Genomic DNA, 12,188 nt, shown 5'->3' with positions numbered 1-12,188 from the left:
TGAAGAGGAATTGTGCCTTTTTCAGTAATCGGGCCATTTTGTGGAATATAACTTAATAATAAAATTTGATAGTTATGTTAAATTTTATTAGGTAAGATTGTGAAGGATTAAGGAGGAAAAGTATTGAAAGTAATAGATGAAATTTATGGGGAATTTATAATAGAACCAGTTTTGGAGAAACTGATTAATTGCCAAGCTATACAACGATTAAAAAAAGTTCATCAAGGTGGAGCGAGTTATTTAGTAAATAAACAATGGAATGGAACTAGATATGAGCATTCTGTCGGTGTGATGCTTTTAGTAAGACAACTAGGAGGTACGATTGAAGAGCAAATAGCAGGGTTATTACACGATGTTTCCCATACAGCGTTTTCTCACGTGATTGATTATGTATTTGATGCAAAAAATGAAGATTATCACGAGAAGATATTTAATCAAGTCATAGAAGGTTCAGATATACCAACGATTTTGGCCAAATATAACTTGGACTATAAAAAAATCATGGACGACTTATCACAATGGAAAATACTTGAGCAGCCTTTACCAGAACTATGTGCAGATCGAATTGACTATACATTGAGAGATATGTTTCGTTGTGGAATCATTTCGCTTGATGAAATAAAATCTTTTTTAACTCATCTTGTGATTATAGATGGGAAAATTCATATAGACAGCATAGAGTGGACAGAATGGTTTGTAAATACATATTATAAAGAGGTCATTGATTATTTCTTAGACCCATTAAATATTTATGGTTACACCATTCTATCTAAAACATTAAAAATGGCATTAAAGAAAAATATATTAGAACCGAATCATTTCTTAAGTACAGATGAGAAGGTCATAAATCAATTATATCGCTCAAACGATAACGAGGTTATACACTTATTAAATCAATTACAAGAGGAAGTTACGTTAATTGAAGATGAACAAGATTTTGATTTTCATATGAAGCAAAAGGAACGTTTGATTGACCCATCCATATGGTTGGGAGGTCAATTGATTAAGGCTTCAATGATTTCCGAGAAAGTTCAACTGCAAAATTCAAAGGCTTCTATAAAGGCAAGAAAAGGGATTTATTTACGAGTGATTTCAAAGTGATGAAAAATATAGGGCTATAGAGGGCTTATCTTTCATAAGGTTAAGCAATGATCTTCAGCAATCGGGCGCAAATCTTGAAGAGGAATTGTGCCTTTTTCAATAATAGGGCCATATAATGGAATAATTTCAAGTGATTTTATCACTTGGGTATAAGAGAGATAAATTTCAGTTCAGCTTTAACTATTAGGACAACAATGCCAATAATGAACTCTTAGGTGGTTGCTTTTTTTATCAAAATGCACTAAAATAGATAAAATTATTCAGTGAGAAAGGAGGCAAAAAGTAATGGAAACTGTTTTCAGAAGTATAGCAGAAGAAGTAAAGTCATTTTTACATTTAGGAGATTTACATGCAACGGGATTAGTCTGCCCTTTTTTAAGTAAACTTCATATGGAAAACAGTTCCCGGAAACTTTTTGTCTTTTTATTTTAGGTTTATAGAAGACAATATAATTGTTAGTGCATTTTGATTAAAACTAAACAATTACTAGATGCCGGTTTTCGCCGGCGTCTTTTTTGTTCAAAAGGAGAAAAGATTGAGATGAGGATGTATACAAGGCCTCTTATTGGATGAGAGTCATGAAAAGTTAGCGAGAAAGATGTCGTTAGAAAGGGTGAGACTAATGCTTAAAAAACTTAGGCAATATAGAAACGTTTCAGTGTTCCAGACGCTTCTGAATTGAATTAAAAAAATTTAGAAGCGAGGAATCTCTATATGGAAAATCAAAGAATATTTAACAAATCATTTTTTTTCATATTTATTAGTAACTTTTTAATTTTTATTGGGTTTGAAATGTTGCTTCCTATTTTACCGGCTTATATGATTAGCCTTGATGCCTCTCCCATTCAAATAGGTTTAGTGACAACGTTATTCACTATAGGCGCTGTATTAATCAGACCTTTCGTGGGATACTTTCTAATTGATAACAAACGGAAAGCTTTAGCCATCGGTGCGAGTGCATTGTTAATGATAATTACCCTTGTTTATCCTTTTCTTAACATTATATGGATGTTGCTATTGTTAAGATTTTTTCATGGTACTGCATGGGGCGTATCAACAACAGCCAATAGTACAATAGCAGTCAACTCGATTCCTAAGTCACGCTTAGGAGAAGGATTGGGGTATTTCTCTATTTCAACAACAGTCGGGGCGATCATAGCACAGAGTTTAGGTATCTTTATATATGGCTTTTATTCTTTTGACATTGTAATTTGGTCATCAGTTATACTCAACCTATTAGCGTTCACTGCACTTTTATTCGTAAATTCGCATGCCCCGATAAAGAGAGAGAAAGAACCATTTCGTTTTTTTGATATGATTTTTGAAAAAAGCGCATGGTTCCCAGCATTACTGACGGTCATTACAACACTCGGTTTTGGAACGATTATTACGTTCTTAGTTGTTTTTGGAGAACAACAGAACTTGGATAATATTTTTCTGTTTTTCCTTGTCAATGCGACAGTCTCAACTTTGTTACGTCCGTATACAGGGAAATGGTATGATAGAAAAGGACCTTGGTCTATCATCATTGTGTCTGCCATTTTAGGATTTTTATCTTTAGTTGTGTTGTCTTTTGCAACTAAAGACTTTCATCTTATTATCGCGGCGATTTTATTTGGAGCAGGTTATGGAACGATTATGCCATGTCTACAAACAATGGCGGTTCAAAGTGTAAGTGAAGAAAAAAGTGGTGCAGCTAATGCAACCTTTTTTTCTAGCTTCGACGTCGGTGTTGGAGTTAGCGCATTCATATTAGGAATTTTGGCTGAATGGATTAGTTTAGAGATGATTTTTCGGATTGTTAGTTTAAGCTTTCTTGTTGTTGCTGTTTTAGTCTATAGAGATTATTTAAATAAAAAGAAATAAATAGACTTAAAAACGAATCCACTTCTGTGTTACTAAGAGGTGGATTTATTTTTATTACTTAAATTACACCAAATCTTCAACAAGCAAAAATTATTTATTGAAGATTGTAGACCTGTTGTTAAAACCTTTTTAGGAATGAAATTATTAATTTCTTCACTAATCAATGGGTTTCCTACGAAAATGGTGATATCCACCAGTGGTTATAGTAACCATGAAGATAATGGCTGGATTTATCATTATAGATTCCTGTTTTGGAAAGTCACTTTGATTTTGTTTAAGTGATCTACATAATTTTTTTTTCCACCAAATGAATATGTTACTAAAGGGCGTTATCCTTGAACAAGGATAAGCGCTCAATTTCCATTTAAGGGAGTTTAGTTGAACAAGGATATAGGGGGAGATAGATGAATAAGTTTTTAATAACTTTATTAGTATTAGTAGTATTGGCTATTGGGATATATTTTGTTATCGGGTTATTTAATTCTAATCTACCTAAACTAACTATAACTTTTGGTGAAAAGAAGCTAGAAGTGGTACGAGGTTCGTACTGTTGGGATGGGTTACTTAATTCTATTTGTGCTGATACAATTTCTCCTCCAATGCTGGTTGAACATCATAAAATTAAACCTGTGATTGTATCAACTGGATCTGAGTTAAAGATAGAATTTAAAATAGAGCCTAAAGAAAATACGTTGGGAGTAAATAGATGGCTTAGTAATAGCGAAGTAGAAAATGTTTCGCTAAGTAATAATATTTTAACAGTGCCAAAAGAAAAAGGTGTTTATATTTACGATGTCCATGCAGGATGGGATAAGGGAAGTTCGAGTTATGCCTTTGTAATTGAAGTTAAATAAATCTTGTTAAAGTAAAGGGGGCAATAGTTTAACAAGACAGATACTTATGATCTTCCACAATCGGGCGCAATTATTGTACAAGAAATTGTGTCATTTTTAGTTATCATCTTGAACATGGTAATGCTTATTTGACACAAACGGTGCCATGAAAATAAATTCTTTTTGATAGTTTGCATATAAAGAAAACCCATTTCTAGTTAATGGGTCTCTCAAAAATTAATTCAAAATAGGAAGCTGTACCTATACCGGACGTAGCTATTTCAGGAGCAACTAATTGTATAAATCTCCAGCCGTCTTTAGCTTTTTCATTTATGACATCTTGATAGTTTGATTTTGGTTTACTAGACAATCTAGTGAATTCTATTTTCACAAATGTATATTCGTACATAATTTCACCTCAATTATTTTTCTAACTAATGTACGAATGTTCTTGGAAAAAGTTTCGGACATTTATAACACGCATTACGACCACAATATGCAGTAGCTTCTTCAATAATCGGGCGCAATTCTTGANNTCATGAAAAGGGCCATTTATGGAACAAGACTTTAAACAAAACTAGATATCTATGTGAGATTGTGAAGAAATGTACTTAACCTAAATGGCGGGTTACTTCAATAGGAGTACCTCTAGAAGAATGGTTAGAAAATTCACATTTTACAACTTTTACCTTACTTTAAATGGTATATTTAATATATATAAGGAAAAGGGTGAGTAAATGGGAGCCTGGAAGAATCCTATTCTTTTAATATCAGGAATTGGAATTTCATATTTAGGGAACTGGATTTATTTGATTGCACTTAATATTTCAATTCTGAATTTGACTGGATCTGCTGCTGCTGTCGCAGGACTTTATATTATTAGACCTATCGCCATCTTGGTCACTAATACTTGGTCTGGAAGTGTTATTGATCGAGTAAACAAAAGAAAACTGATGATATTTATTGATATTATACGAGGGTTATTGGTGCTTTTAATTCCTTTTATCGGAAACCTATGGATTATTTATATGATTCTACTGTTGATAAATATGGTAGGAGCATTCTTTGGACCAAGTTCATCAGTATATATAACAAAATTAGTTCCATCTGAAAATCGAAAAAGATTTAATTCAATTATGAGCATGACAAGCTCAGGTGCTTTTCTGTTAGGTCCAGCAATCGCTTGAATCTTGATTATGTATGTAGGTACTGAACTATGTATCATCATTAATGCCATTACTTTTATTATTTGTGCGTTCTTCATTTATCTTCTTCCTAACGTTGATGAGAATATTAATAATGTTCGAGACCCAATACGTTTGCGAACTATTTTTGAAGATTGGAAGGTAGTTAGAGAGTTTGCCATGAAAGCTAAATTTTTCATTTTAGTTTACTTATTATTTCAAGGTGCAATGTTAATTGGGTTTGCTTTAGATTCACAAGAGGTAACATTTATTAAAAAAAACCTTCAGTTATCAGATCGAGATTACGGACTTATTGTAAGCATAACTGGTGGTGGTGCTTTAGTTGGTGCGTTTATGTCTGCACTGGTAGCGAAGAAGGTCCAATTAAAAATATATCTAGGAGCTGGGATGTTCTTAACATCAATTGGTTATGTCTTCTTTTATTCTTCATATAACTTTGTAACAGCAACGATTGCATTTGTATTTTTAGGTTTCTTTATGGCATTTGCTAATGCAGGTTACGCAACTTTTTTCCAAAACAATGTACCAGTTAATATTATGGGGAGGTTCGGAAGTATAGCTGATATGTTACAAGGAATGATCCAAATTGGATTTACACTCATTTTAGGCTTTTTCTCTGAATGGTTCTCTTTACAATTCGTATGTATTATATTTTCTGTGGCTGGGACATTACTTGCATTTGTTCTCTTTACGACTATATTAATGCCATCTAAAGCAAATTATTTTAGTGAGAATGCAAAGGTAGTTAATGGATAAGTAAGAAAATGGAGTGATCTTATGGAAAGAAAATATAATGATTTAATAGGAGATATTCTAGATGGAACTGGAGAGAAAGATAACTATAAGCTAGAGTTCAATAAGTGCGAGCCATCTTCAGCAGCCACTGATCTTCAACAATCGGGCGCCATTCTTGAAGAAGGTGTTCTTTTGTATCGGACCATTTTCTTCAATAACATTTGATAAAGAAATATCTTCATCAGAAATGAGAGTTATACTATTTGCTATTTCATGATATGTCTGTTATTCTTAAGAAGAATTATTTTTGTTCTTTTTTCAGATTGAGAATAGATTTTGTTTTTCGTCTAAGGTATTTGAGCAAGGATAGTAACACAATGTGTGGAGATCCACACGAGGAGGCAACAATTATGGAACAAGGTAAAGTTAAGTGGTTTAATGCAGAAAAAGGTTTTGGATTTATCGAGCGTGAAGCAGGAGAAGACGTATTCGTACATTTCTCAGCAATCCAAAGCGAAGGTTTCAAATCTTTAGACGAAGGTCAAAGTGTAACGTTTGAAATTGAACAAGGACAACGTGGCCCACAAGCTACAAACGTTCAAAAAGCTTAATAATAGCAGATGGCAGACCCTAAATGAAGGGTCTGTTTTTTTATTTGCTTAAATTGCTTTTATCTGTATTAAGGGACAGTAGGAGTGCCAATTCAAGATAATATACGGAACAAGAGACTTTATCAACAAAATGAAAGCCCTATTCAATAAATGAATAGGGCTTGTGCAACAATCATGAAACACAATCAGTAATAGTACAAATGGTAGACTAAGTATAGCACACTGTAGTAGTAATCCCTAATTTAACATTTTTATGGGTATTTTTCCTTCTACAATTAAGATTAAGATCATGTTCTAGTTATTCCATTATAGGGCGCGATTGCGAAAAAAAGTAAAAGGGATGATACATATTAGATATGATCATTTGTATTTCACCTAATTTTTTATGACTTTTTACGATTTAGGTCTTGATAACATACGCTAAGACATTATTGGGTAGATAAAACCCTGATTTCCTTTCACTAAAATAAAATTCCCCCTTTCTGTAGATTAACTATACCAAAAAGGGGGTGAGGTCAGGGATATTAGTAATTAGATTTTGGGTCAAATATTTTCTATGTTTTTTGAGTATGAAAGAAAGTTTTTCTCGTTTAACCAAAAAACGGTCGTTTATGGTGAGATGAACTACTCGTAGTATTTTATGTGATGTACCATTATTTGAGATGTAAAAAAAGATAGAACAGCGGTATCATGAATTTGCCAAATTCTTTGTATCTTTTGTCCCAAATGGAAGCATCTCATATATTTTTTCAGCAAGTGCTTGTGGAGACTCCTTTGCCCCTCTTTTAATCCAATCGGTAACAATATTAAAGATACCACCTGCTAAAAACAGGATTTGCATTCTGCTCATGTCATGATTCCGCGTAATATCCGCTTGAAAGACCTTTTCCATTGCATAATTCAAATAATCAAGCAGCATACTAGATATATTTGAATCAATTAACTTTCCTGAGGGCTTCTGTGCAGACATATAGCCCTCTATGATATATTCAATAATTAGCTGCATACTATCATATGGATCTAAACTTTCAACCTCTTTCAAAAATTGTTGAACAATTTCATCCACAGATGCTTGCACGACGTCGTAAACGTTACGGTAGTATTTGTAGAATGTGACTCTGGCAACTCCAGCCTTTTTGCAAATAGCTGTTACAGTTATATCTTGCAGTTTATGTTCATGCAACAGTGCGCTCAAAGCCTCCATAATGTATCTCTGAGAGTGTATACTGTCTTCTCTTGACTTCCTCAAAGCTAACACATCCCTTCATTCTGTTCGTTTTATGTGCAAATCATCACATAGTTCTTGAAATATGGAAATTCCCAGTTATACTTACACATGTAAGTACAATTGTTAGTATGATGATAATGCCATTGTATAAAAGGGCATTATTGCTGTCAATGTGTACCATTTTCTTTGTTTCCTTTTGGCGATTTGCCGCCATTCTGCAAGCTATAAATAGGGAGGGATATTCTATGAATTTATCATATACTTATTAATCTTTTTAAATGAATAATATGTGGTTTTGATGTTTGTGAATTTCTAGATTACAACGTAAGAACAAGACAAATTTTCAATAAGAATAGGGTGAGATTCAATTGGCAAAATATCTGTATAAGTTAGGACATTGGGCAGTAAATCATAGGAAAAAGGTTGTATTAAGTGCGCTCGCAATTCTTATTGCATTAGTGCTTTTTGCAGGCAACATGGGTTCCTCCTTCAGGGATGAGCTGAGCATTCCGAATACACCGGCAGATAAAGCAGGAAAATTAATTGAAAAAGAGTTTAAAGTGATGCAACCAGCAGGTGCCCAAGTAAAAGTGGTATTTCAAGCACCAAAAAACGAAACCTTGGAGTCAGCGGAAGTACAACAGAAAATTGCGGAAGTTCTAGATGAGATTATAAAAGATTCAGCTGTTGATTCTTTGGCAACACCTATGCAGTTGCAGAACCTCAGTAATGATAGGACAATCGGATATGCAGTCGTTACGTACAAAGTGAAAGCGGAAAAGGTCACAAAAGCTTCTAAGGATAAGATTTTAGATAGTATTGAAACAACAAGGGATGCCGGCATTCAAACGGAATTATCAGGAGGCGATATCCAATTTTCTGACTCAGAGACTTCAGGTATGACTGAAATTGTTGGAGTACTTGTTGCCTTCGTAGTCTTGGCATTTACTTTTGTGTCTTTTCTAGCAGCTGGATTGCCGATTCTCACTGCGATAATTGGATTAGCGATTGGAATGCTAGGAATCATGATTGGGACCAATTATGTGGAAATCCAATCTGTTTCCTTATCATTAGCTGCCATGCTGGGACTCGCAGTGGGCATTGACTATGCGCTCTTCATTATCAATCGCTTTAGACAGCAGCTTGCACAAGGAGATTCTATTCCAGAATCTGTTGCCATCGCAACGGGAACAGCGGGAAGTGCCGTAATCTTTGCAGGATTAACTGTTATTATTGGTCTTTTGGGATTGGCTGTTACAAAGATTCCATTCCTGACAGCGATGGGCGTATCCGCTGCCTTTACTGTGCTCGCAGCTGTGTTGGTTTCCGTCGTCATATTACCAGCCATATTAGGACTTGTCGGTCATAAGATTGCCCCATCTAAACAAAATCGATTCTTACAAAAGATGACTGGGGCAGGTAAGAAACACGCTGGTTCAAATAAATGGGGGGAATTTGTCATAAGACGTCCTCTAATTGTTACGATTTTCGCTACCGGACTACTTGCAGTGATTACGATTCCATTTTTCCATATGAACCTTGGCCTGCCTTCGGATGGAACAACAAAGTCCACAGAAACGACTGAAAGAAGAGCATATGATTTATTGACGGAAGCATATGGAGAAGGATTTCATGCCTCTTTAGTGGTAGTGGCAAAATCAGAGGAAGTAGCAGCTGAAACGCAAAATGCTATGAACACCATTGCAAAAGAAGTGGGTAACCTATCTAACGTGAAAAGTGTGACACCAGTAATCCCTGGGCCTTCTGGAAAGATTTATATGATTTCCGTCACACCAAAAACAGGACCAGACGATACAAAGACGAAGGACTTGGTAAAAGCAATCCGGGATAAAACGAACCAGACCGAGAAAGAATATGGAATTGAACTAATGGTAACGGGCACAGCAGCGATGAATATTGATATTGCGCAGAAGCTGAGTGATGCCTTGCCGGTTTTCGCTTCCATTATTGTGGGACTTGCATATGTACTCTTAGTTCTAGTGTTTAGGTCTCTGCTCATTCCATTAAAAGCAGTTTTAGGGTTCCTACTTTCTCTTGGTGCTACGTTGGGAGCCGTGGTATTTTTCGTGCAGGATGGGCATTTCCAAAATATATTTGGTTTCCCTGCTGCCGGTCCGATCTTAGCCTTCTTGCCTGTCATTCTGATTGGCATTCTGTTCGGACTCGCCATGGACTACGAGGTGTTCCTAGTGAGCAAAATGCGGGAGGTCTATACGCATACAGGCGATCCGAAGAGAGCTATTTTAGATGGAATGCTTGAGAGCGGTAGAGTCGTAGTCGCAGCAGGATTAATTATGATTGCTGTATTTATTGGATTCATGTTGGCACCTGATACCATCATTAAATCCATAGGTATGGCTCTTACATTCGGTGTTTTCTTTGACGCATTCGTCGTGAGAATGACAATCGTACCTGCAGTTATGACTCTTATGGGTAAGTCAGCCTGGTACTTGCCAAAATGGCTAGATAAAGTTTTGCCTAACATTGATGTTGAAGGAGAAAGCATTATACAACGCATGGAAAACAAAAGTGAAAAAAAATATATAAACAGAACAGTTAAAGTTAATTCATAGTTGTATTCAGTTAAAAACCGCTTCCCTATAATATTAAAGGGTTCCGTTCTGAGATGCTTTTGTAGTTTTATAAAAAAGATTGATCATTTAAAACAAAGTTCGATTATAAAATCCTGTGTTGATATTATCTTAGGGTCATAATGCTTTAGTATATGAAAATAAAAGGACCGCACATATTATACATATCAAATATGTGCGGTCCTTTGTGGCTTTGAAAAAAATTTCTATCATTTATAAAAAAGTATGATTGTTCATAATGGATTTTTTGTTCCGCAATCGGGCCAGATTGTTGAATAAGAAAAAATGGAAAATGTGAAAAAATGAACTTAACCTATAGGGCAGTTTAAAAAATATAATTTATCAAAGGAGACAGAAGATTTTTAAACTTCCGTCTCTATTGGTAACAAAGGATTACTTTCGTATCCAGATAAGACAATATTTGTTGAGGGCGTCCCATATGACATAGCTTCATCGATAAACTCTTCTAAAGTTTCAATAGAGGCTGTCGCTACTTTTACAATATAACTGATTTCGCCAGCTACTCTGTAGCATTCAAGTACATTAGGATGTGAATGGCAAAATTGAGAGAGATTTTTGCAATCAGATGTTTTAAAAAGAATTAATGCAACAATTGATCGATTAAGGGATTTTAAATTTACTTTTGCATGATAACCTTCAATAACATTCTGTTCCTCTAGCTTTTTAACTCGTTCAGCGACAGCTGGTGCTGATAAATGTACATAAGAAGCAAGCTCTTTTATTGGGGTTTTTGCATTTAATTGAAGATGTTTTATAATTTCATAATCAATAGTGTCCATATAAACCTACCTTTTTTTATAAAGAATTATATAATTCTTAAAAGAAAAAAGTAAGTATATCATAGAAATACTTTTTTAAATGTATGTAATGTTTGCCTCTCGTTTAATAAACTATTATTAAAGGGAGGGATTTTTTTGGCAAAAATATTATTATTGTTAGCAAATGGATTTGAGGCTGTAGAAGCAAGTGTTTTTACTGATGTACTAGGTTGGAATAGATGGGAAGGGGATGGTTCAACCGAAGTCGTTACGGCAGGTATTCGCCCTCAGCTACAATGTACTTGGAATTTCCTTGTAACACCTGAATGGCAGTTAGAAGACCTTAATCTAAATGAATTCGATGCTTTGGCAATTCCAGGGGGATTTGAAGAAGCAGGGTTTTATGAAGATGCTTTTAGTCAAAGTTTCCAACAAGTGATTCAATATTTCGATGCACATAATAAACCAATTGCATCCGTTTGTGTTGCTTCTTTAATGATTGCGCATAGTGGCGTATTAAAGAATCGAAAGGCGACGACTTACAATCATCCTACGAGCAAGCGTTTAGCACAGTTAGAGCAATATGGTGTTCAAATAACTAATGAACGAATTGTATGTGATGAAAATATTATTACTTCATCTAATCCAGGTACGGCATTTGAAGTGTCTTTTAAATTACTTGAAATGTTAACTTCACCTGAAAATACTGATAAAGTAAAGGATTTAATGGGCTTTAAATAAGCTAATAGTAGATGAAAAAGTGCTTAGTTAGCTCACTTAATCATTTGGAGAGGAGACCATATAAAAATGATTAAACAAAATGAAATACTAAGTTTTAGCATAACGAAGGTTTCAAAATGTATTCAAAATGGTGAGATATCACCTGTGGAATTAGTTGAGAACTTATTAAATNNAAATCATCTTGATCAAGTTGACCCAATATTAAATTCATTCATAACGGTAAATCGTGAAGAGGCTATAAAAGAAGCGATTGAAATGGAGAATGAAATAAAACAAGGAAATTACAAGGGACCCCTTCATGGAATTCCAATCGGGATAAAAGATAATATTAATACAAAAGGTATGAAAACTACTTCTGGTTCCGAAATATATAAAGATTATATTCCAGAAAAAGATGCTTTTGTAATTGAACGTTTAAAAGAAGCAGGCGCGGTAATCTTTGGAAAGCATAATACACACGAAGTAGCCTTAGGTACA

The 12,188-nt window shown here is 34.6% G+C and carries 11 protein-coding genes and 1 pseudogene; 9 read left to right on the top strand and 3 right to left on the bottom strand.

The window, feature by feature from the left end; genetic code table 11:
* Positions 1 to 123 precede the first annotated feature (123 nt).
* The 3 genes from V7149_RS22375 (at position 124) to V7149_RS22365 (ending at position 3,821) form a co-directional block, all read left to right on the top strand.
* Positions 124 to 1,101 (top strand): HD domain-containing protein, encoded by a 978-nt coding sequence (locus tag V7149_RS22375; RefSeq protein ID WP_335347792.1) that lies wholly within the window; start codon positions 124 to 126, stop codon positions 1,099 to 1,101.
* Between the two features lie 714 nt (positions 1,102 to 1,815).
* The gene (locus V7149_RS22370) at positions 1,816 to 2,967 is read left to right on the top strand and encodes an MFS transporter (RefSeq protein ID WP_335347791.1); all 1,152 of its coding nucleotides are present in this window, start codon (positions 1,816 to 1,818) and stop codon (positions 2,965 to 2,967) included.
* A 404-nt stretch (positions 2,968 to 3,371) separates the two neighbouring features.
* Positions 3,372 to 3,821 carry a hypothetical protein gene (locus V7149_RS22365; RefSeq protein WP_335347790.1) on the top strand — a complete coding sequence of 150 codons (450 nt, stop codon included), beginning with the start codon at positions 3,372 to 3,374 and terminating at the stop codon, positions 3,819 to 3,821.
* Positions 3,822 to 4,014: 193 nt separating this feature from the next.
* On the opposite strand, the gene V7149_RS22360 is transcribed toward V7149_RS22365, so the two are convergent.
* Positions 4,015 to 4,209 (bottom strand): DUF4177 domain-containing protein, encoded by a 195-nt coding sequence (locus tag V7149_RS22360; RefSeq protein WP_335347789.1) that lies wholly within the window; start codon positions 4,207 to 4,209, stop codon positions 4,015 to 4,017.
* A gap of 328 nt (positions 4,210 to 4,537) precedes the next feature.
* Here V7149_RS22360 and V7149_RS22355 point away from each other — a divergent pair.
* The 3 genes and pseudogenes from V7149_RS22355 to V7149_RS22345 all read left to right on the top strand — a co-directional run bounded on the left by V7149_RS22355 (position 4,538) and on the right by V7149_RS22345 (position 6,351).
* Positions 4,538 to 5,761, top strand: a pseudogene (locus V7149_RS22355) (MFS transporter).
* A 21-nt stretch (positions 5,762 to 5,782) separates the two neighbouring features.
* The gene (locus tag V7149_RS22350; RefSeq protein ID WP_335347788.1) at positions 5,783 to 5,965 is read left to right on the top strand and encodes a hypothetical protein; all 183 of its coding nucleotides are present in this window, start codon (positions 5,783 to 5,785) and stop codon (positions 5,963 to 5,965) included.
* A gap of 185 nt (positions 5,966 to 6,150) precedes the next feature.
* Positions 6,151 to 6,351 carry a cold-shock protein gene (locus V7149_RS22345; RefSeq protein ID WP_057998306.1) on the top strand — a complete coding sequence of 67 codons (201 nt, stop codon included), beginning with the start codon at positions 6,151 to 6,153 and terminating at the stop codon, positions 6,349 to 6,351.
* A gap of 688 nt (positions 6,352 to 7,039) precedes the next feature.
* On the opposite strand, the gene V7149_RS22340 is transcribed toward V7149_RS22345, so the two are convergent.
* Positions 7,040 to 7,555 (bottom strand): TetR/AcrR family transcriptional regulator, encoded by a 516-nt coding sequence (locus tag V7149_RS22340; protein WP_335347793.1) that lies wholly within the window; start codon positions 7,553 to 7,555, stop codon positions 7,040 to 7,042.
* Positions 7,556 to 7,947: 392 nt separating this feature from the next.
* Here V7149_RS22340 and V7149_RS22335 point away from each other — a divergent pair, with 392 nt between their 5' ends.
* On the top strand, positions 7,948 to 10,173 hold the full coding sequence (locus V7149_RS22335; protein WP_335347787.1) for an MMPL family transporter: 2,226 nt from the start codon (positions 7,948 to 7,950) through the stop codon (positions 10,171 to 10,173).
* A 380-nt stretch (positions 10,174 to 10,553) separates the two neighbouring features.
* Here V7149_RS22335 and V7149_RS22330 read toward each other — a convergent pair whose 3' ends face one another.
* On the bottom strand, positions 10,554 to 10,991 hold the full coding sequence (locus V7149_RS22330; protein WP_335347786.1) for an Lrp/AsnC family transcriptional regulator: 438 nt from the start codon (positions 10,989 to 10,991) through the stop codon (positions 10,554 to 10,556).
* A gap of 135 nt (positions 10,992 to 11,126) precedes the next feature.
* Here V7149_RS22330 and V7149_RS22325 point away from each other — a divergent pair, with 135 nt between their 5' ends.
* Positions 11,127 to 11,711, top strand: coding sequence for a DJ-1/PfpI family protein (locus V7149_RS22325; RefSeq protein ID WP_335347785.1), 585 nt, complete (start codon positions 11,127 to 11,129; stop codon positions 11,709 to 11,711).
* Positions 11,712 to 11,777: 66 nt separating this feature from the next.
* Positions 11,778 to 12,188, top strand: a 411-nt coding sequence (locus V7149_RS22320) for an amidase (RefSeq protein ID WP_335347784.1), incomplete at its 3' end; no start/stop codon positions are given.

Source organism: Bacillus sp. JJ1503, assembly GCF_036965125.1.
Lineage (GTDB): Bacteria > Bacillota > Bacilli > Bacillales > Cytobacillaceae > Cytobacillus.
This window is presented reverse-complemented; position numbering and strand designations above follow the sequence as displayed.

Excerpts from the sequence above, each read along its gene's own strand:
- V7149_RS22345 (WP_057998306.1), top strand. The coding sequence starts at position 6,151 with ATGGAACAAGGTAAAGTTAAGTGGTTTAATGCAGAAAAAGGTTTTGGA.
- V7149_RS22370 (WP_335347791.1), top strand. The coding sequence starts at position 1,816 with ATGGAAAATCAAAGAATATTTAACAAATCATTTTTTTTCATATTTATT.
- V7149_RS22330 (WP_335347786.1), bottom strand. The coding sequence starts at position 10,991 with ATGGACACTATTGATTATGAAATTATAAAACATCTTCAATTAAATGCA.
- V7149_RS22365 (WP_335347790.1), top strand. The coding sequence starts at position 3,372 with ATGAATAAGTTTTTAATAACTTTATTAGTATTAGTAGTATTGGCTATT.
- V7149_RS22360 (WP_335347789.1), bottom strand. The coding sequence starts at position 4,209 with ATGTACGAATATACATTTGTGAAAATAGAATTCACTAGATTGTCTAGT.
- V7149_RS22340 (WP_335347793.1), bottom strand. The coding sequence starts at position 7,555 with ATGGAGGCTTTGAGCGCACTGTTGCATGAACATAAACTGCAAGATATA.
- V7149_RS22350 (WP_335347788.1), top strand. The coding sequence starts at position 5,783 with ATGGAAAGAAAATATAATGATTTAATAGGAGATATTCTAGATGGAACT.